At 40.3% G+C, this 21,828-nt stretch carries 16 protein-coding genes and 1 riboswitch; of the genes, 8 read left to right on the plus strand and 8 right to left on the minus strand.

Annotated elements, in window-relative coordinates:
* Positions 1-8 precede the first annotated feature (8 nt).
* Together BK575_RS08720 and BK575_RS08725 are read left to right on the plus strand one after the other, a co-directional pair.
* Positions 9-3,221, plus strand: a complete 3,213-nt coding sequence (locus BK575_RS08720; RefSeq protein ID WP_078410033.1) for a DEAD/DEAH box helicase — start codon at positions 9-11, stop codon at positions 3,219-3,221.
* 145 nt (positions 3,222-3,366) lie between these two features.
* Positions 3,367-4,812, plus strand: coding sequence for a DEAD/DEAH box helicase (locus BK575_RS08725; protein ID WP_078410034.1), 1,446 nt, complete (start codon positions 3,367-3,369; stop codon positions 4,810-4,812).
* A gap of 374 nt (positions 4,813-5,186) precedes the next feature.
* Here the strand turns inward: BK575_RS08725 and BK575_RS08730 are convergent, their stop codons facing one another.
* Positions 5,187-5,681: a DUF6022 family protein gene (locus tag BK575_RS08730; RefSeq protein ID WP_078410035.1), complete on the minus strand. Its 495-nt coding sequence runs from the start codon at positions 5,679-5,681 to the stop codon at positions 5,187-5,189.
* A gap of 151 nt (positions 5,682-5,832) precedes the next feature.
* Here BK575_RS08730 and BK575_RS08735 point away from each other — a divergent pair, with 151 nt between their 5' ends.
* The 3 genes from BK575_RS08735 to BK575_RS08745 all read left to right on the plus strand — a co-directional run bounded on the left by BK575_RS08735 (position 5,833) and on the right by BK575_RS08745 (position 9,790).
* Complete coding sequence (locus BK575_RS08735; RefSeq protein WP_078410036.1) at positions 5,833-6,531, plus strand: MerR family transcriptional regulator; 699 nt, start codon at positions 5,833-5,835, stop codon at positions 6,529-6,531.
* 369 nt (positions 6,532-6,900) lie between these two features.
* Positions 6,901-8,466 carry a glutathione ABC transporter substrate-binding protein gene (locus BK575_RS08740; RefSeq protein ID WP_078410037.1) on the plus strand — a complete coding sequence of 522 codons (1,566 nt, stop codon included), beginning with the start codon at positions 6,901-6,903 and terminating at the stop codon, positions 8,464-8,466.
* An 82-nt stretch (positions 8,467-8,548) separates the two neighbouring features.
* Positions 8,549-9,790, plus strand: coding sequence for an amidohydrolase (locus BK575_RS08745; RefSeq protein WP_078414712.1), 1,242 nt, complete (start codon positions 8,549-8,551; stop codon positions 9,788-9,790).
* Between the two features lie 194 nt (positions 9,791-9,984).
* Here the strand turns inward: BK575_RS08745 and BK575_RS08750 are convergent, their stop codons facing one another.
* From BK575_RS08750 to BK575_RS08780, 7 genes are all read right to left on the minus strand, one after another.
* A complete protein-coding gene (locus tag BK575_RS08750; protein WP_235867469.1) occupies positions 9,985-11,280 on the minus strand; it encodes an SLC5/6 family protein in 1,296 nt (431 codons plus the stop codon).
* A 5-nt stretch (positions 11,281-11,285) separates the two neighbouring features.
* The gene (locus BK575_RS08755) at positions 11,286-11,978 is read right to left on the minus strand and encodes a response regulator transcription factor (RefSeq protein WP_078410039.1); all 693 of its coding nucleotides are present in this window, start codon (positions 11,976-11,978) and stop codon (positions 11,286-11,288) included.
* Positions 11,975-12,745 carry a sensor histidine kinase gene (locus tag BK575_RS08760; RefSeq protein WP_078410040.1) on the minus strand — a complete coding sequence of 257 codons (771 nt, stop codon included), beginning with the start codon at positions 12,743-12,745 and terminating at the stop codon, positions 11,975-11,977. Before BK575_RS08760 ends, BK575_RS08755 begins: the two co-directional genes overlap by 4 nt.
* 132 nt (positions 12,746-12,877) lie before the next feature.
* A complete protein-coding gene (locus BK575_RS08765; RefSeq protein ID WP_078410041.1) occupies positions 12,878-13,873 on the minus strand; it encodes an ABC transporter ATP-binding protein in 996 nt (331 codons plus the stop codon).
* Between the two features lie 2 nt (positions 13,874-13,875).
* Entirely contained in the window at positions 13,876-14,892 is a 1,017-nt protein-coding gene (locus BK575_RS08770; protein ID WP_078410042.1) for an ABC transporter ATP-binding protein, read from the minus strand.
* A gap of 26 nt (positions 14,893-14,918) precedes the next feature.
* Positions 14,919-15,839, minus strand: coding sequence for a nickel ABC transporter permease (nikB, locus tag BK575_RS08775; RefSeq protein ID WP_078410043.1), 921 nt, complete (start codon positions 15,837-15,839; stop codon positions 14,919-14,921).
* Between the two features lie 29 nt (positions 15,840-15,868).
* A complete protein-coding gene (locus BK575_RS08780; RefSeq protein ID WP_078410044.1) occupies positions 15,869-16,771 on the minus strand; it encodes an ABC transporter permease in 903 nt (300 codons plus the stop codon).
* A 335-nt stretch (positions 16,772-17,106) separates the two neighbouring features.
* On the opposite strand from BK575_RS08780, the gene BK575_RS08785 reads away from it, so the two are divergent.
* The 3 genes from BK575_RS08785 to BK575_RS08795 all read left to right on the plus strand — a co-directional run bounded on the left by BK575_RS08785 (position 17,107) and on the right by BK575_RS08795 (position 21,405).
* Complete coding sequence (locus BK575_RS08785) at positions 17,107-18,648, plus strand: glutathione ABC transporter substrate-binding protein (RefSeq protein WP_204524898.1); 1,542 nt, start codon at positions 17,107-17,109, stop codon at positions 18,646-18,648.
* A gap of 66 nt (positions 18,649-18,714) precedes the next feature.
* Positions 18,715-19,953 (plus strand): amidohydrolase family protein, encoded by a 1,239-nt coding sequence (locus tag BK575_RS08790; protein ID WP_078410046.1) that lies wholly within the window; start codon positions 18,715-18,717, stop codon positions 19,951-19,953.
* 231 nt (positions 19,954-20,184) lie between these two features.
* Positions 20,185-21,405: an amidohydrolase gene (locus tag BK575_RS08795; protein WP_078410047.1), complete on the plus strand. Its 1,221-nt coding sequence runs from the start codon at positions 20,185-20,187 to the stop codon at positions 21,403-21,405.
* A gap of 224 nt (positions 21,406-21,629) precedes the next feature.
* Positions 21,630-21,750, plus strand: a riboswitch (glycine riboswitch).
* Positions 21,751-21,828 lie beyond the last annotated feature (78 nt).

Consider the following 21,828-nt stretch of genomic DNA (forward strand, 5'->3'; position numbering starts at 1 on the left):
AGGGGCATTTGAATATAACACTCAATCAAAAAATCATTAAAGACCTATGCGGCACAGTCTCCTTCAAAAGAGGTGACGCTTTTTACCGCGCCAATAAAGTAACATTTGAACGTTACAGCTCCGATGTTTGTCATGCGACGGTTACAGGAACGGAAGATTTCCAGGTCATCATCGAAAAGGATGGGAATGGGGGCTTCCGAACGGCATGCAGTTGTCCGACGCTCGCTTCCTTTCAAAAGGATTGCCAGCATATTGCGGCTGTTTTGCTGTCTATTTACGAACATCAGCGTCAAGGAACAGTTCCTGTTTCCCAAAACGAATGCCAGTCGGATTCTTCAACAAATCAAAGGCTTACAGAAGGTTTGCTGACTCTTTTCGATCATCGGCCTGTAAGGTCAAGCGGCCATCAGCTTCACTTTGAAAACAGACAAGTACTGGATGCAGTGTTTACGTGTAAACCAGTCAACATTGGACAAGAACGAAACATGTTTGGAATAGAAATTAAAATTGGACCGGCCCGTGTGCAACATATAAGAGATTTTTTGGAGCGGGTGAAAGAAGGGAATCCAAGCAAGCTTTCTGTTTCATTTACGTACGATCCAAGCCTCCATTGTTTTCAAAAAGAGACCGATGCCGTCATTCAGCAGCTTATTCAAGTGAGCGGTGATGAAAAGGTGTACATAGGCGAATTACCGGCGAAATCAGGTGATCTAGGATATGACCATCTATTACTAATTCCCCCATCTTCTTTTGAAAAGCTTATTCCTTTATTGGCAAAAGCTGAGGCAAAGCTGGAGGTTGACGGAAATAGATATAATGGTCTTCACATATCCGATGAATCGCTTCCTTTACGGTTTATTTTTGCACAAGTCAAAGGATTTCAGCTGACGATTGACGGACTGGAACATGTGAGGGTAATGGATTCATACAGTTATGTTTTGTCTCAAGGAAAACTAGTGACGCTGAAAAGGGAGGACTGTCAACGCCTGTCAGAGCTAAAACAGATGCTGGAGGCTTCGGGAACCAATCAAATTTTGATTCCTCCGGCGCAAATAGGCTATTTCATGGAAAAAGTGGTGCCGGGCCTGAAAAAGATTGGGGATGTTCAACTGTCTGGAGAGATTGCGGAGAAATTTATGAAGACGCCGCTGGTTGCCAAGTTATATTTGGATCGAGTGAACAATCGCCTGCTCGCAGGTCTTGAGTTTCATTATGAAAATATCGTTATGAACCCATTGGAAAGCCGTGAATCCCAAATAGGCTCGGTCGTGATTAGGGATACAGAAAAAGAAGATGAAATTTTAAAACTGATGGAGGACAGTTCATTTGCCAAGACGGACGGCGGTTATTTCTTGCATAATGAAAAGTTGGAATATGAGTTTTTGTATCATGTGGTTCCGAATCTTCAAAAGCTTGTCCAAATCTATGCAACAACGGCCGTGAGAAATCGGATTTTTAGAGAGAATGCTCGTCCGAAAATCAGGGTGAAGGTCAAAAAAGAACGGACCAATTGGCTCGAATTCAAATTTGAAATGGATGGTATTGCTGACAAACATATACGCGAGGTTCTATTGGCTTTAGAAGAAAAAAGGAAGTATTATCGCTTGCGGAACGGATCGCTGCTTTCTTTGGAAACAAGGGAATTTGAAGAAATCAATCGTTTTTTGAATGCAGCTCCGGTCCGGAAAGAAGAATTAGAAAACGGTATAGATGTTCCTATCGTCAAGGGGCTTCAGCTTTTGGATTCACTGGATGACAGCCAGGCATTCACATTAGAAGAATCATTCTGTCGGTTTCTGGAAATCATCCGTAATCCCAGCAGCTTGGACATCGATGTACCGAACAGGTTGGAACCGCTATTAAGGGACTATCAAAAATGCGGCTACAAATGGATGAAAACACTTGCAAGCTATGGATTTGGAGGCATTCTTGCAGATGATATGGGGCTGGGAAAAACGCTGCAAAGCATCACGTTCATCCTTTCAGAGCTTTCTAATATCCGTCAAAAGAAGCTTCCGGTTCTTATTGTTTGTCCGTCATCTTTGACGTATAACTGGCTTAGTGAAATGATGAAATTTGCTTCAGATGTCCAAGCTGTTGTCGTGGACGGCAATAAAACAGAGCGGTTAAGAATACAGAAGGATGCAATGAATCAGGATGTTGTCATTACTTCCTATCCGTTATTACTGAAAGACATAAAGTGGTTTGAGAAACAAGCCTTTCACACAGTGTTTTTTGATGAGGCCCAAGCTTTTAAAAATCCTATGACACAAACAGCCAAAGCGGCAAAGAAGATACAGGCGAACCATCGCTTCGCCCTTACCGGTACACCGGTGGAGAATTCGTTGGAGGAGCTGTGGTCCCTTTTTAACGTGGTCTTTCCTGAACTATTCGGAGGGTTAAAGGAATACAGTCACCTTTCAAGAAAAGCGATTGCCCGGAGAATCCAGCCCTTTTTGCTTCGCAGGCTGAAAGAGGAAGTATTATCAGAGCTTCCTGCTAAAATCGAGTCCATGAAATCGGTGGAACTGCTTCCCGATCAGAAAAAGCTGTATGCCGCCTATTTGGCGAAACTAAGAGAGGACACATTGAAGCATCTGGACAAGGATACACTTCGGAAAAATCGCATCAAAATCCTGGCGGGTTTGACTCGCCTGCGACAGATTTGCTGTCACCCGACCTTGTTTGTGGATGGCTATAAAGGCAGTTCAGCAAAATTTGAACAGCTGCTGCAAATTGTAGAAGAATCCAAGCTTTCTGGAAGGAGGATGCTGGTTTTTTCCCAGTTTACGAAAATGCTTGAGCTTATAGGCAGGGAGTTGGCCATTCAGGGACTGCCATTTTTCTATCTGGATGGACAAACTCCTTCAGAAGAACGAGTGGAAATTTGCACTCGATTCAATGCAGGTGAACGGGATTTATTCCTCATCTCCTTGAAAGCGGGCGGTACTGGTCTCAATCTGACGGGTGCCGATACCGTGGTCCTTTATGATATGTGGTGGAATCCTGCTGTGGAGGAGCAGGCGGCTGACCGTGCACACCGCATGGGCCAAACAAATGCAGTCCAGGTCATCAAGCTAGTTGCCCGCGGCACAATCGAAGAAAAAATGAATGAATTGCAAGAGAAAAAGAGGCATCTGATTGAAGAAGTCATCGACTCCGAGAAGAAAGCGTCAACTGCTCTGACGGAAGAGGACATTCGGGAGATATTGATGATTTAGAAGGGATCAGGTACTAAATTTAAAATAAAATCCGATTTGCCCGGCATTTCAAGTATAATGAACGATAGTCAGATTTTGCATATGATACTTCATTGTGAGAATCCTATATAGAAGTCGGATAATACAAAAAGAGTGAGGTCCATACATGAGTAAAAGAAGTTTTGAGGATTTTAATGTAAGTGATGAAATAAGAAGAGCGCTTGCTGTGTTAAAATACGAAACTCCCACAGAAGTTCAAAGTGAAGTTATACCGAAAGCGATGGAAAATCAAGATCTTGTCGTAAAATCTCAAACAGGAAGCGGAAAGACCGCATCCTTTGGTATACCTGTTTGTGAAATGATGGAATGGGAGGAAAGAAAGCCGCAGGCATTAATTCTTACACCAACTCGGGAGCTAGCTGTTCAAGTCCGAGAAGATATCACAAATATTGGAAGGTTCAAGCGGATTAAAGCGATGGCTGTTTACGGAAAAGAACCTTTTGCGAAACAAAAAGAAGAATTGAAACAAAAAACTCATGTAGTCGTCGGTACACCTGGCCGTGTGAAGGACCATATCGAAAGAGGAACCCTCGCTTTAGACCAAATCAAGTACCTCATTATCGATGAAGCGGATGAAATGCTGAATATGGGGTTTATCGACGAAGTAGAAGCGATCATAAAAGAACTCCCTTCAAACAGAGTAACGATGGTCTTTTCAGCTACATTGCCTAAAGATGTTGAAAATCTCTGCCATGAATATATGAACAGCCCCATTCATATCGAGATTGATTCTGCCGGTATCGCGACCAATACAATTGACCATCGTTTAATCGAAGTGAAAGAGGAAGGAAAGCTTTCACTTCTTAAAGATGTGACCGTTGTTGAAAATCCAGACAGCTGCATCATCTTTTGCAGAACGAAAGAACATGTCGATACCGTGTTTGCTGAATTGGAAGAATCCCGCTATTCGTGCGAAAGGCTTCATGGAGGATTAGAACAAGAAGAGCGGTTTGCCGTTATGGATGGTTTCAAAATGGGGAATTTTCGTTATCTTGTAGCCACAGATGTAGCTGCGAGAGGAATTGATATTGATAATGTGACACTTGTCATCAACTATGACGTTCCGATGGAAAAAGAGAGCTATGTCCACCGCACAGGAAGAACCGGGCGTGCTGGCAATAAAGGAAAGGCGATTACGTTTGTGACATCCTATGAAGAGAAATTTATTAAAGCAATCGAAAGATACATTGGCTTTGAGATTTCTGCAATGGAAGCTCCGCGTCATCAGGAAGTTGTCATAAGAAGAGACGCTTTTGAAGAAAAAATGAGCGGGCGCCGGGTCGTCAGAAACAATAAAACCGCCCGCATCAACAAAGATATCACGAAACTCCATTTTAACGGTGGAAAAAAGAAAAAGCTTCGAGCAGTCGATTTCGTTGGAACAATTGCAAAAATTCCTGGGGTAACCGCGGATGATATTGGCATTATTACCATTCAGGATCATCTGACATATGTTGATATTCTTAATGGAAAAGGATCGCTTGTCTTGCAAGCGATGGAGAATACCACCATTAAAGGAAAGAAGCTGAAAGTCAGCAAGGCGATTAAGTAATAAAATCCTAAAAAAGACGATTATGCCAACCATAATCGTCTTTTTTAGGATGGTGACAGCACTTGTAACATAAAAAAAGAGACTGACACCCGCAAGTTCGCTTTTAGCGAACTTGCGGGGCAGCCCCCTTCCAATGCCTCCGTGGTTTGGAGGCTTGTTCACATGTTGCTGTCATGTAGAGTGAAGGTGGTTGGACATATAAGGCAGAATATACATATCTCTCTTTCATATATCATATTCCGAGCAGCGTTAAATGGTTTAAACTATTGCAGAATAATTGCTATAAAGTGGGGCAGCCCTTTTTTGAAGCGTTTAGAAGGTTGTGAAATCGTATTTATCTAGTTTGTACAATAGCTGCTTTTTATCCTAGTTACTTATGCGTTTTCTTTTAACTGAAGAATTTTTGATGTAATGTCTTTTCGATCTGTCTCTTTCAATACAGTCAAAGTTGGAGGGGCTGGGATTTGAAAACGAGTATGTGAATGAGATAGTTCGAAAAGGAACGTACCGATTTGCTCATTATGATGATTTTCTATGACAATCCAAAAGACACGGATCTCGTGGTCGGGTGTTCCCCACTTCGCTTTTTCTATCGAATTTCGAAAATGCAAGCAACCGGCAATGACAAAGTCATCTTCTCGTGTTTCAGCTGCAGAACGAAATCCATTTTTCTCAATCTCTGTCCACACCGGTGGCAGGAGTTTGTCTGCATACATCCCGTACGTTGCGTCTTCGTATTCAGGAAATAGTTTCTTCAGCTCTTCAACATTTTCATCCAGGACCTTTTTCCAATGATTTTGTAGATAATCCGATACGACTTCTCCTAATTGCTCAATCGACATATCAGGTGTAATGTTTAGTGTTGACATCTGAATCCCTCCATGTGTTTTTTTATCGTACAAATTCATCTTACAACATTAAAGCAAATTGTAAGCTTTTTAAAAATAAAAGCTGAATTAAAGGAATTTTGTTTGGTAAACTTTATAAGGTGAAAACATATATGGATTTAAAGGAGAAGGAATGAAAAATATAAGACCTGTTGATATTGCAAAGAAGCTGAATATTAGTACAAGCTCGTTAAGAGGATACGAAGCAAGGGGAATTGTTCCGCCTCCTGCACGTTCATCTGCTGGATACCGGATTTATACAGAGGAGCACATCGCCTATTTTGAATGTATCGTGGCGATGTCTTCGGGATTTGGTATGGATATTACCTCAGCCGTTTTGAAAAAGCTGCAACGAAAAGAGCTGAACGATGCCCTTTGGATCATCAATCAAGCAGAAGTATCAAATTATGAAAGCAAAAAGAGTGTGGAAAAGGTTCACTCATACATCGAGAAGGTGGCGGCTGAAATGTGTGAAGAACGAATGTACATGAAGGTTGGAGAAGTATCGGCTGAAGCCCAAGTCCTCACAACTACTCTGCGATACTGGGAAAAAGAAGGAATCATTGTATGTAAAAGACATGAAAACAATCAGTACCGTTTATTTGATCAATATCAGTTTATTAAAATCTTGTTAATGAAAAGCATGCAACATCTTATTTACTCAAATGAAACGGTAAGATTAAAACAAGCGATTAAAACCTTAGATGGACATGATTTTCAACAAGCAAAAAAGATTGCTTCCGATATTCAATCGTATTTGGACACCTGTAATCAAAAACGATTGCATGGGCTTTTCTATCTGTATCGGTTATGTAAGGTAGTTGATTTATAGTAGTGGAATGTAGAGACAGTCCTTTGCTGGATAAATGAAAATATTAAGCCAGAGAACGGTGACAGGCACTTTTAACAACGCCTCCGTGGTTTGGAGGCTTGTTCAAATGTTGCTGTCATGTAGAGTGAAGGTAGTTGTATATATAAGGCAGATTATACATCTCTCTCTTTCATATATCATATTCCAAGCAGCATTAAATGGTTTATACATATTAGGCAATCATTGTTGTAAACAGGGGGAAATATACAACTTAAAAAAGTAGAAATACTGAAAAAAATAGTAAAGATATTTAAAGTTAAAAAATCTGAAAATTCATTATAATTAGATAAATATTAAAAGTTTTTAATAAAGGTCAAGGGGGGAATTTGTATGAAAGTAAAAAGAGGAATTGCAAGATTGTTTTTAGTTATGGTGATAACAATACTTATTACTGGCTGCTCTACAAATAAGGGAGTAAGTACAGATGAAAATGGGAAGGGGAAAACACCCAAAGATGGTGGTACTTTAGTTATCGCCCGTTTGTCAGACGCCGAAAATTTGGATCACCATTTTATGTCTACGATCAATGCTGCAAGTGTTACCCATGGCAAAATTTATGAGGGGCTTGTAGGGCGAGATAAAAATGCCGAAATCAAACCTTTGTTAGCAGAAGAGTGGAAGCAGTTGGATGATACGACATGGGAATTTAAGCTTAGAAAGGGTGTATTATTCCATGATGGAACAGCGTTCACTGCTGACGCGGTGAAAGCGACATTTGATCGACTGTTAGATCCCAATGTGGGTTCTCCTAGAGCGAGTGTTTTTAAAATGATAAACGAAATTAAAGCAGTTGATGAATACACGGTTCAATTCATTTTATCGGAGCCGTTTTCACCTTTACTGTCCATTTTGGCCAGTCATGAAGCCGGTATTATCAGTCCAAAAACCATTGAGGAATATGGGAAAAATATTATCCAAGAACCAAATGGGACAGGCCCGTTTATTTTTGAATCATGGACTCCAGGAAAAGAAATTGTCTTTAATAAAAACGGAAAATATTGGGGTTCTGAACCTAAGACAGATAAAGTCGTATTTAAGATTGTTCCCGAAGAAACAACAAGAATCTCAATGCTCGAGACAGGCGAAGCCCATATAGCTGAACCTCTTTCTGTCACAGTGATGGATTCGGTGGAAGCGTCAAGAAATTCGGAGGTTTACCGCAGCGAAGGATTTGGTACAGAATATATTGGCTTTAATGTACAAAAGACACCATTTGATGATGTTCGGGTACGTAAAGCAATCGCTCATGCTGTTGAAATGGATTCCATTATTGAAGGCGTATTTAATAATATCGGAAAAAAAGCAAATTCAGCATTGGGATCAAAGGTTTTCGGATATAACGCAAATATGAAAGCCTATGAGTATAACCTGAATGAAGCAAAGAAATTGCTCGCTGAAGCAGGTTATCCAAATGGTTTTGAAACAACATTAAAAACAATGGATAGCAAAGAAAGAATCAATCTGGCAGAAGTACTTCAATCACAGCTAAAAGGGATTGGCATAAAAGTAAATATACAGGTCTTGGAGTATGGCACATTTGTAGAACAAGTAAATCGGGGCGACTCAGAAATGTTTATCCTCAGCTGGAGAAATGCAACAGGAGATGCTGATTATAATCAATATAATCTTTTCCATACGAATTCTCATGGAGCGGGAGGAAATACATTCTTTTACAGCAATAAAGAAGTAGACCGTTTAATAGAGGCTGCCCGTGCTGAAAAAGATCAAGAAAAACGTATAGATCTATACGCGAAGTCTCAAGAATTGGAAATGGAAGATGCAGTATATATTCCGGTTAGAGTTATCGAAAATATGGCTGCTGTTGCAAAAGGGGTAAAAGGTTTTTCAATAAGCCCTTCTGGCTATTTAGAAATTAATGATGTTTCGATTGATTAAGCTGCTTTCAAAAAGGGGGGCTATTCCTTTGGAGTATCCCTTTTTCTTCTTATATGACAATCTTTTCAAAGGGTGGATCGATATGAATGAGAGTTACTGGCTAAAGAATGTACGTTTAGAATGTGGATACAGAAAAGAGAATGAAAGAGTAACAGGGACAATAACAGAGCTTTTTCATTTATTAATAGCGGATGGAAAAATGGCAAAGATCATAAAAGCAGGAGAATCCATCACTAACGATTTACCTGTGAAGGATGCGTCAGGGCTGCTTCTTCTGCCGTCTTTTATTGAAAAGCATGTTCATTTGGATAAGACGTATATGGGAGAGACTTGGAGAGCTTGCAGTCCGGCTTCGAGTGTGCTTGAACGATGTGAAATTGAAAAAAAAATCCTGGCATCCATTTCAACAAATACTCGCCAACGAGCAGAAGCATTGCTGGAACAGCTATTATCATATGGATCGACTCATGTAAGAACACATGTGGACATTTATCCAGAAGTAAGACTGAAAAATTTAGAGGGAGTTCAAAAAGCGCTAGAAACGTATTCTAGTAAACTAAGTTCAGAAATTGTTGCCTTTGCCCAGCATGGCTTGCTGCGTTCTGGTACGCCGCAGATGATTAGAGAAGCGATTAGAAGCGGGGCAGGCATCGTCGGTGCAGTAGATCCTGCCACGGTAGATCATAATATTGAGGCGTCGCTCGTACAATTAATGGATTTGGCTGTTGAGGGGGATGCTGGTATCGATTTGCATTTGCATGATCCAGGCCACCTTGGGACTTTTACAATGAAACGGCTCGCCTTTCTAACGAAACAAGCTGGTTGGGAAGGGAGAGTTGCTATTAGTCATGCCTTTGGACTTGGTGATGTCTCGACTGAAGAAGCGTTCGAAACGGCAGAGATGTTAAGAGAATCAGGTATTTCGATAGTGACCAGTCTTCCGGTCGGCCGGACCATTCCTCCCATTAAACTTTTGGATGAATGTGGAGTAGAAGTGGCGGTAGGAAACGATAATATCTTTGATTCATGGTGGCCTACAGGAAATGGCGATGTTCTAGAAAGAGCGGGGCGCCTAGTCGAACGTTATAGGTGGACGGATGAATTTTCACTCTCGCAAACACTTAAATATATTACAGGCGGTAAAACACCATTAGACAAAGAGGGAAGCCGGGTCTGGCCAAAAGCTGGAGATGCAGCAAACATGGTTTTAGTTGATGCCAGCTGTTCTGCAGAAGCCATTGCAAGACGCTCAAAACGTCAAGCCGTATTTTACAAGGGAAACTTAGCCTACGGAAAATTAAGCGAATATCCTCAGACAACATAGTTTTTGTACTAAGGTAGTTTTGAGGGGCTAACAAAGGAATCAGAGCGACTGGCTCCGGTTCCTTTGTTATTTGATCAGTGGCAGGAATATTCACTTTCTTTGAAGAGTCATCATCAACTAGCAATTCGTTTCGTTCCAAAGAAAATTCCCTCTAGAATATTTGGCATGGCCGTTCTTTGGTCATGTCGAATTTTCTAAATCGATCTATATAGAAAGGATTTATAAATGAAATAGATGAAACAGATTAAGCCTGATATAGCAAAACTAATCCAAATGGCCATAAGATTTTCCACTACTGGTAAAGAAGCATATCCTGCTGTTGCTCCAATTAAAGATGCAAAAGGAATGATGGAAGGCAGCGTTTTTTTGCCAAGAATGACGTAAACCATTGGAACAATCATCGAAACGTAAATATTCCCAAAGAAAAACAATAACTCGAGAGGATTTGGAGTGAGAATACTTACGATGGCTAGTAAAAGTACGCATATCATTCCGGAAAGAATGTATGTGTAGTTCCATTTTTCTTTATTCGTTAAAGTGCGAACCAACTCCAGCATATTCTTAACAATTAATGTTGTGGTAGCATGTAATTCTGCACTAATCGCAGATGAAATTGCACTGAAGCAAAAGAGAATAAACAAAATAATAAGTATCGTCGATTGAATTTTATCGACTAATTCAAAGAGCAAAGAATAAATCGTATTATAGCTTCTTCCAAAAATAATAATCATCAATAAAGAGGATAATGCGAGCGGGATGGTTGCCCATATTAACCCAGCTAAAGTAAAGGTCATTCGTACTTTTTCTTTTTGGATGATAAAAACCCGCTGCCAAGTTGCGCGGTCAATGATCACTTGTCCAAAGCCAATTAATATGGCAGTAAAAATAAACCAGAACGCATCCGTATTTTTTATGTACAATAAATAGGGGTGGTAGAGCTTAATCCCCTCATAAACCGGATAAACCCCTTCTTGAATATAAAAATAAACAGGAATAACGATAACGGCAGCGAAGATGAGTGTGACATTAACGCCTGCAAGCTGATGAAGCCTTTGCATTCCGCCGATACCGCCGATAAAAAAGCAAAATAATAAAAAGATGGACATTCCAGCAAAAATCGGAACCGGAAAAAGCATATGCAATAAAATTCCCGCACCCATGGCTTGCACAAATAAAGAATCCAAGCTTGTCAAAAGAAGGATAGAGATCATATACCAATAACCGGCGGGAGTTAACCTTTGACGTAAAACATCTCCTATCGTTTCGTGGTCATGAAATCGTTCACGGATCCTTTTTGCTAAAAATCCAAATAAGATAAGCGCAATAGCACCCATTAAGGAGTAGCCGATACCGCCAGTTAGTCCGTATTTGATTAACGTTTCCGGAGAGGAAAGAATGGTATTCCCTGTTACCCATCTTGCCAATAAACTGACAATTCCAAAACCGACCCCGAGTTTAATTGTCCCATTAATATAAAATTGATAATCCATTCTTTTCAACGGGCTGTCTCCTTTAAACGGTAATCCCGAGGAGATTGTCCAGTCATTTTTCGAAACATTTGGCTAAAATAATGCTGGCTGTTAAATCCGCATCTTTCTGCAATCGTGCTAATACTTAAATCAGGAAACTCTATTAACATGCGCTGTGCCTCTTTTAACCGAAAGTCATTCAAGTATTCGGAAAAGCCCATCCCGACTTCCTCTTGAAATTTTCTGCTTAAATAGGCTGAATTAATATGAATTTTAGAAGCTAAGTAATTTAACGTTAATTTTTCACTATACTCTTGCTGGATGATTTGCAAAGCTTTAATGATTTGTTCTGAGTACCTGCCTAAACGTTCATATCTTGATAATACGGTCATGAGCTCATCCTCAATGACAGGCTTGGTAATGTAATCGATCACTCCGAGTCTAAGTGAGGTTTGAGCATATTCAAAACTTTGAAAAGCTGTCACCATAATAATATCGATTGTATGAATACGAGAAAGCTCCGTCGCTAACTCAAGCCCTGATTTTCCTGGAAGCTGAATATCCAGGAAAGCAATATAGATATCATGCTGGCTGACTATTTTAAGAGCTTGCGAGGCATCTTGTGCCATGAATATATTCCAAGTGGGAAACTTTTTTTGAATTAAATATTCGAGTTGTTCTAATTCAATGGGTTCATCATCTACAAGCAAGATATTCATTTCGTTTTTTCACCTTCCAGTTTTTCTGACTTGATAACAAAAGGAAAAACAGCTAAAACTGTCGTACTGTTATGTGAATTCGTTAATTGGACAAACGTTTCATTGTTTGGGAACAGGAGCTCCAGTCTTTTCGCAATATTGTCTAATCCGAGTCCCCCTTTTTGCGGATCTTTTTCAAGTGCATCAGAAGTGTTGTTCCATACGATTACATGTACTTCATATTCTTTTTTGATAACTTTCACTTTTAAAAGGGCCTCACCAATATGCTTTTCAAACGAATGCTTGAAAGCGTTTTCTACAAGTGTTTGAATTAAAAAAGGGATAATAATAGCCTTTGTAACATTTGGATCTGTTGAAATTTCATAGTGAAGCCTGTCTCTAAATCTTGTTTTTTGTATTTCTAAATAGTAATTGATATAAGTCAATTCATCTTCAAGTGTGATAAAAGTATTATTTGTCTGATATTTAAATTTAAGCAGTTTAGATAGCGTTTCAATCGAACGTATCAATTCATCTTTGCGATCCAGTCTTGCCAGGCCTAAGATTGAATTTAACGTATTAAAAAAGAAGTGCGGTTGTATTTCTTGATTCAATTGATTATAAAGAGCCTTTTGCAATTCTCTCTCTAAAGCAATTTCACGTGTTTGTTTTTCAAGCAGGTTAATTCGTTTTTCAAAAATGAACAAAAACAGTAGGGTAAAGGCACCAAGCAGCGGTGCTAAAACGCAAAACATAATGTAAATGGAGAAGGTTTCAATGGCTAACATGGGACGAGTTTCTCCTTCGAATATAGATGAATCCACATAAATCATTTAGCATGGGCGCTTTTTGCCCATGCTAAATGATTTATATAAATATTTTAAACAATTAATTATTTTTTGGAAATATCTTAATGGTTTTTAATTCGGTAAATTTTCTGTGATATGACAGCTGACAAAATGATTTTTATGAAGTTCCCTTAACGGGGGTTCTTCTTGCTTACACTTTTCTACCGCGAATGGACAGCGTGTATGGAAGCGGCATCCACTGGGCGGATCGATAGGTGAGGGCACATCTCCTTTTAATGTGATACGGTCTCTTTTTAAAGTTGGATTAGGGACAGGTATGGAGGATAATAATGCCTTCGTATATGGATGGAGCGGCGAATCGAATAAAGCTTTTTTTTCCGCGATTTCCACCACTTTTCCCAGGTACATGACCATAACACGGTCAGAAATATGTCTGACTACACTCAAATCATGAGAGATAAAGAGAAAGGTCAACTGAAACTGTTTTTGCAGCTTCTTTAATAGGTTAAGAATTTGCGCTTGAATTGATACATCTAAAGCAGAAACAGCTTCGTCACAAATAATTAGTTTCGGATTAACAGCAAGCGCTCTCGCAATCCCAATTCGCTGGCGCTGTCCACCGCTGAATTCATGTGGATAACGATCCAATGATTCCGGCGGCAGCCCGACATAGCGGAGCAGTTCGAGCATTCTGTCCATTCTTTGGGGTTTCGCTACTACGTCTTGAATCGCCATCGCTTCATTTAATATTTGTTTTACCGTTTGACGGGGGTTAAGAGAAGCAAAGGGATCTTGGAAAATGACTTGTAAATCTCCTCTAAGCTTTCTCAACTCTTTTTTATTGAGGTCTAAAATATTTTTCCCGGAATAATGAACTTTTCCGTCTGTTGGTTCATCGAGTCTTAAAATGGCACGACCAGTTGTTGATTTGCCGCAGCCGGATTCGCCAACAATACTTAAAGTCTCGCCTTCAAAAAGCTGAAATGAAACGTCATCTACCGCTTTTACATATGTTTTTGGCTTAAAGATGGAGTCTGTCTTGACAGGGAAATATTGCTTTAAATGGTCTACTTGTAAGATTACTTTTTTTTGTGCAGATGTTTCCATTCTTACATAACCTCCTCGCTCTCCGTATTACCAATCCATTGGTTTGTATATTTCCAGCATCTTACCCTAGCACCATCGTTTTGTTCAATGAGATCTGGGTGGTGTGTTGTGCAAATCTCTTGCCGATAAGGACATCTGGAGGCAAAGTGGCAGCCGGGCGGTAAATTGTATGGACTCGGGATAGTGCCATCAATGGTGGCCAATTCGTCTTGATCCTCATAAATGTTAGGCAATGAGTTCAGCAAACCTTGGGTATATGGATGTTTTGGATCAGCAAAAATCTGTTCGGTAGAAGCATGCTCGACAATATTTCCGGCATACATGACGGCTACCTTGTCACATGTTTCTGCAACAACGCCCAAATCGTGTGTAATCATGATGACACCCATCCCGATCTTTGTCTGCAATTCTTTAATAAGCTCTAGTATTTGTGCTTGAATCGTAACATCGAGTGCGGTTGTCGGCTCGTCAGCAATTAATACTTCGGGTGTACAGGCAAGGGCCATAGCGATCATTACCCGCTGACGCATTCCGCCGCTTAACTGAAAGGGCTCTTGTTTGGCCCTTTTTTCAGGAGAAGGAATTCCTACCAATTTCAGCATTTCAACGGATTTTCCCCATGCATCCTTTTTTCCCATATTTTGATGCATCCTCAGCGCTTCCGCTATTTGTTCTCCGACTGGTATGACAGGGTTTAAAGAGGTCATTGGTTCCTGGAAAATCATCGATATTTCATTTCCGCGGATTTTCCTCATATCAGTCTCTGACATTGTCACTAAATCTTTTCCTTTAAATAAAACCGACCCGCCTGCAATTTTTCCTGGAGGAGAAGGAATGAGACGAAGAATAGAGAGGGAGGTCATGCTTTTGCCGCAGCCGGATTCGCCAACAATTCCCAGAGTCTCTCCTTTATGCAATGTAAAGTCAATCCCATCAACGGCTTTACTCACACCGCGTGTTGTTGTGAAATGTGTTTTTAAACCTTTTACTTCTAAAATAGGCCTATTTTTTTCGTTCACGACCAATCACCACCATTTAATTTAATTTAATTTAATTCAATGCGTTTATTAAAGAATCGATAAAAAACATCAACGAATAAATTCACGACTACGAAGATAAGCGAGGCAAATAGTACACCGCCTTGAACCATTGGCAAATCCCGCATCCGAATAGCATCGACAATCATTCTCCCCAGTCCATTAATCGCGAATATTGATTCCACAAGGACCGTTCCGCCAAGCAGAGCTCCAAACTGCAGTCCGACAACGGTGATTACGGGAATTAATGCATTTCTTAGTGCGTGTTTATAGATGATGATGCTTTCACGGAGCCCTTTTGCCCGCGCCGTTCGAATATAGTCTTGGCGAACGACTTCCAGCATGCTCGATCTTGTCATTCTGGCTACAATTGCCGCCCCGCCAGCCCCTAAGGTAACGGCTGGTAAGATGACATGCAGCAGGCTGTCCCATCCTGCAACAGGCAATATTTGCAGTTTTACAGAGAAGAAATACATGAGCATTAAACCGAGCCAGAAACTTGGGAGTGAAATTCCAAACAGAGCAATGAGCATAACACTAACGTCTGTAAAAGAATATGGTTTGACAGCTGAAATAATCCCCGCAGCCATTCCTAGAACAATGGTGATAATGATACTGAAAAAAGCGAGCTCTATTGTAATCGGCAATCTAACTAAAATTTCATCCAGCACAGGCTGGCTATTTTTTAATGAGACACCTAAATCTCCTTTAAAAACGTTCATTAAGTATTCGAAATACTGAATATATAAAGGCTGATTTAATCCAAGTTGTTCACGAAGTGCTTCAATGGTTTCTTTTGAAGCGCCTTCACCTGCAAGCAAAACGGCCGGGTCACCAGGAACAAGCTGCATAATGAAGAAAACAACAAATGTAACCCCAATCATTACGGGAATGGTTTGTAAAATACGGCGTAACATAAACATCAGCATCGATTGCTAACCTCCTCTAAATGGATCATTTATTTTTTCATTCTTGGATCAAACGCGTCTCGTAATCCATCTCCGAAAATATTAAATCCTAACACTAAAATGGAAATGGACAGGCCAGGAAATAAGGCAATATAAGGGGCTGAGAACAAGAAATCTCTGCCGCTGCTCAGCATCGTTCCCCACTCAGGAGACGGTGGCTGTGCACCAAGCCCGAGGAAGGATAATCCAGCTGCCGAGAGAATGGCTGTAGCCAGTCGCAGCGTCCCCTGAACAATGATAGGTGAAAGAATATTCGGAAAAATATGTTTAAAAATAATGGTGAAGTCGTTTGCCCCGAGTGAACGAATTGCATCAATATACTCAAGGCGTTTTACTTCTAACGTAGATCCGCGAACAATTCTTGCAAATAAAGGAACGGAGAAAGCCCCAACAGCGATCGTAACATTGATAAGGCTTGGACCGAGAGCAGCAATAATCGCAAGTGCTAATAGAATCCCCGGGAATGCAAGCATGACGTCCATCATTCTCATAATGATAGAGTCGACCCATTTTCCATAATAGCCAGCGACTAGCCCGAAAATAATTCCAAAAAATGCTCCGAATAAAACTGCAGCAAATCCAACTCCCATTGAAAGTCTTGAACCGTATAAAATTCGGCTTAAAATGTCTCTTCCTTTATCATCTGTTCCCATCCAATGATCTGCGGATGGAGGCACTAATTTATTTTCTAAATGGATCTCATAAGGACTATAAGGAGCAAGAAGAGGTGCAAATAAAGCGATGAAAATATAGAAAAGAATGATAACGGCTCCCGCCATTGCCGCTTTATTGACCATTAATAGAGAAAAAAAATCTTTTACCTTAGATTCCTTTGGGCTAGTTAACGTTTTTGTAACAACATTTGGCTGTTCCGTTTTTAATTCAAGTGACATTATATTTCCTCCCTAAAACAGTTTTTACGAAGATGGACCTGCATGAAAAGATTTGTTCCTCCTTTCAATAAAAGAGATGGTATAAAAATGAATGATGTTTTATTAAAATTATCAAAATTTAAGGTAAAGTAAATATTTTTCAAGATAGTTGTCAAAATATTTAAAAAATAAGTAAATATTCTGTAAATATTTCAATTCACCATCTTCTATAATGCAGATAAGTAATTAGGAAGGGAGGGTGAAGAGACGTTTTAAGCTGCAAGGAAGGAAGTTTAAAAACATCAAAGGGGAGAGAAACATTGAAGAAAAAAAGAAGAACCCTTCGAAAGGGGATAATGTTTGCTTTAATTGGATTCATGTTGTTGTTTGTTTCAGCATGTTCGACTCATTCGAACACATCAAAAGACGCTGAAAGTAAATCGGAAGGTGCAAAAGAGGGCGGGACATTAACGGTTGTCCGTCTTTCGGACGCAACGAAATTAGATCCTCATTTTATTACAGATATACCATCTGCCAATATCATTTATCAAAAAGTATATGAAACATTGGTTGAACCGGATAAAGACATGAAAATTCAGCCTCTTTTAGCGACAGAGTGGAAGGTTATTGATGATACGACTTGGGAATTTAAGTTGAAAGAAGGCATAACATTCCATGACGGCGCACCGTTTAATGCGGAAGCAGTAAAAGCAACATTTGACCGATTGCTTGATCCAAATACAGGATCACCGCAGCGTGAGAAGTTCGCGATGATTAAGGAAGTCAAAATTATTGATGATTATACAGTACAGTTATTGCTTGATTACCCTTATGCTCCGCTTCTTTCTATTTTGGCGAGTAATGAAGGAAGCATTATTAGTCCAAAAGCATTGACTGGCAATCCTGAAAAATTATCGGAGCATCCAGTTGGAACAGGTCCATTTGTATTTGAGGCATGGAAGACAGGACAGGAAATTTCTTTAAAGAAAAATGAGAACTACTGGGGGAAACAGCCGAATATTGACCGTGTTGTTTTTAAAGTCGTTCCTGAAGATGCTACGCGTTTAGCCATGATTGAAACGGGTGAAGCCCATATAAACGACCAAGTAGCTGTAACGGAACTTGAGCGAATTGAAGCATCTGATACGATGGGTCTTTACAGGACAGAAGGCCTTGCTGTTGAATATGTAGGTTTTAATACAAAGAAAAAACCATTAGATGATGTGAAAGTCCGTAAAGCTATTAGCCATGCTCTTGAAAGAGACGCGATTATTAAAGGCGTTTATAACAATGTAGGGACACTGGCAAATGCTGCAATGAGTCCGAAAGTGTTCGGACATAGTGATAATGTGAAGCCGTATGACTATGATTTAAATGCAGCAAAAAAGTTATTGAAAGAAGCCGGATACGAAAAAGGGCTTTCACTTAAATTGCTGACAAGTGACAGAAAAGAGCGGATTAATATGGCTGAAGTCGTCCAATCCCAATTAAAAGGAATTGGCGTTGATGTGGAAATTCAAGTGATGGAATATGGTGCATACATTGACACGATTGATAAATCGGAGCACGACTTATTTATCGGCGGCTGGGGGAATGCAACAGGTGATGGCGATTACAACCAATATAACTTATTCCACACAGCGTCACAGGGACCTCCTGGAAACCACTTCTACTATAGTAATCTAAAAGTAGATGAAATGATTGAAGCAGCACGCCGTGAAACAGATGAAACAAAACGTAAAGAACTTTATGAGCAAGTTATGCAAATGGAATTAGAAGATGCTGTTTATATTCCAATTCGTAACTATGAACATATGGCCGTTCATAGTAAAAATGTAAGTGATTTTTGGATCAACGCTGCAAACTACTTGATGATCGATGATGTAGTAATTAAGTAGGGATTCAGCAAAGTTAATATTTGATCATGACGGTTACAAAGAACTTTAAATATAGGAGGAATTTGAATGACTACTCTCTGGATCACGAATGTCCGCTTAGAAAAAGGCTTCATCTACGAAAATGATCGTATTGCCGGTACTGAAACGGAAATTTGCCATTTGAAAATTGAAGATGGAAACATCACTGAAATCACTTATACTGCTCCAAATGCCGCTGAAAATCAATTTGATGCAAATCAGCATCTTTTGCTCCCTTCATTAAGAGATATGCATATTCATATTGATAAAACATACTATGGCGGGCCATGGAAAGCTTGTACGCCCATTACAAAAGGAATTTTTACTAGATTGGAAGAGGAAGTAGAGCTTCTGCCCAAGCTTTTGCCAACCGCTCAGGAGCGTGCGGAGAAAATGATTGAATTGTATTTAAAAAATGGCCATACCCATATACGCACACATTGTAACGTCGACCCGGTAATTGGCCTGAAAAACTTAGAGGCGACTGTGAATGCTTTAAAAAAATATGAAGATGTTCTTACATATGAAATCGTCGCTTTCCCGCAGCATGGGCTGCTTAGAAGCGACTCAGTAAAACTCATTCGTGAGGCGATGAAAAATGGTGCAACATTGGTTGGCGGCGTGGATCCGGCGACGGTAGACCGTAACATTGAAAAATCGCTGCACACGATTTTTGACATTGCCGTTGAACATAAGAAAGGCGTGGATATCCATCTTCATGATCCGAACTCTTTAGGTGCTTTTACATTTGAGAGAATGGCACATTATACGAAGGAAGCAGGTCTTAAAGGGAAAGCAACGATAAGCCATGGAATGGCGTTAGGTGACTTGCAAGGGGAGGCACTTTCTGACATAGCCGCGATTTTAAAAGATCAAGAGATTGATGTAACGACTACCATCCCGGTTAATCGTCCGACCATTCCAGTTCCACAACTCGATCAATTTGGCATTCCGGTGTCGGTAGGGCATGACAGCATCACCGATCACTGGTCTCCTTTCGGTACAGGAAATACGATTCAAAAGCTTGGAATGCTGGCGGAAAGATTCCGGATGATTGATGAATATTCCTTATCTTCTGCCTTGAAATATGCAACTGGCGGAATCACTCCATTAAATGAAAAAGGAGAGCAGGTTTGGCCAAAAGTCGGCGATGATGCAACGATGATGTTAGTCAATGCTACTTGTTCAGCAGAAGCCATTGCGAGACGGGCAACTGTTGAAACATTATATTTTAAAGGGAGAAAGGTTGAAAGTAAATTAATCGAATCGGATACAGTTCGAGTATAAACTCTATATAGATCGATTTAGAAAATTCAACATGACCAAAGAACGGCCATGCCAAATTTTCTAGACCTAAGCGACTGACACCCCCCTTGCGGGGTTGGCGCCATCCGTATAGGTGAACCCTTGAGGGCGAATTCAAGTTGTCTGGATCGCCGATTGTGATGCCTCTCGATTGAATGAAGAGGTGTCGAGTTATTAAGTGGAATATATATAAATTGCGAAGGAGGAAGTAGAATGTCAACACCATACTGGTTAAAAAATGTTCGGTTAGAAACAGGATACTTGCAAGATGAAAAAGGCGTTTACACAACAAAGACAGAGGTATTCCATTTGAAAATTCAAGACGGAAAAATTGTAGAAAAGCAGAGTCACAGCTTTGAGATTCCCCACGGTGAAAAAGCGGTTGACGGCAAAATGTTTTTAGCGATTCCAACGTTTAAAGAAATGCATAATCATCTAGATAAAACCTATCTTTCTCTTGATTGGAAGGCTTGTAAACCAGCGGAAAATTTAGGAGAACGCTTACGTTACGAGGCGATGGAGCTTGAAGAATTGGCTCCTACAACAAAGCAGCGGGCAAGCAAAATGATTGAGTTAATCCTTTCAAAAGGCTCTACCCATATACGCACACATGTCAATATTGATCCATATATCGGCTTGAAAAACTTAGAAGGCGTAAAAGCGGCGCTTGAAGAGTATTCCGATAAGCTGACCTATGAAATTGTTGCCTTCCCGCAGCACGGTCTTTTAAGAGAACATGTGATTCCGCTAATGAAAGAAGCGATGAGATCCGGGGCTAATCTTGTTGGCGGGTTGGACCCTGCTGGAATTGACCGTAATATTGAGAAATCACTTTATGAGATGATGAATCTTGCTGTAGAATTTAATGCTGATGTTGATATCCATTTACATGATGACGGGCATGTCGGTTATTACACGGTTGATAAGTTAGCAGAAATGGTGGAAGAGGCGAAGTGGCACAACCGCGCTGCCGTTAGCCACGCATTCAGCTTAGGTGAAGTGCCCGAACCTCAAGCAGAAGATATCGCCGATAAGTTAAGCGAACTCGGAATGTCAATTATGTCTACCATTCCGCTCACAAAATCACTTCCGCCGATCGAACTTTTAGACCGTAAAGGAGTAAATGTTTATTTAGGCTGCGACGGTTTCTACGATTCATGGGGACCTTTCGGCACGGGAGATTTATTAGAAAAGGTAACGAAATATGGTGAACTTTATCGAAAAAGTGATGAGCGTTCATTAGCCAAATCACTTAAATGGGCGACAGGAGGGCCGACACCATTAAACCATGAGGGAGAAGTCACGTGGCCGCTTGAAGGTGATGATGCAAACTTAGTTCTCGTCAATGCATCCTGCTCAGCGGAAGCAGTAGCCAGAACACCAAAACGTGAAGCTGTTATATTTAAAGGAAAAGTGATTGCAGGGCAATTATAGTAGGATTTTGGAAGCTCGAACGTTGAGCTTCCTATTTTTTGTTTCATCTTTTACAACATGAATCTTGACACATTTCTTTATAAGTGGTTATAATAGCACTTGTTAATTTCATAGCATTCGGATGAACCATACAGGAGAAGATCAATCGATCTACCGATGGGGCAAAAAGCTGGTCGGACAGCTTTGAAACTCTCAGGTCTTGGGTAACGAGTAGAACTGTATGGGGACGAATCTCTGGAGAGACTCCCTCCATTGCCAAACGGCACGGAGGAAACAGAGCACCGAAGGAGCAAATCCGTCAGTAACGGCGGATAATCTCTCAGGTAAAAGGACAGAGACAAGCGACAGAAAATGCCGATTCCGGATCGGTTTATTTTTCTATGCCTTGTATCTCCAGAGACCATTTCATTTGAATGAAATGGT

This window comes from Priestia abyssalis (assembly GCF_002019595.1).
GTDB lineage: Bacteria > Bacillota > Bacilli > Bacillales > Bacillaceae_H > Bacillus_BA > Bacillus_BA abyssalis.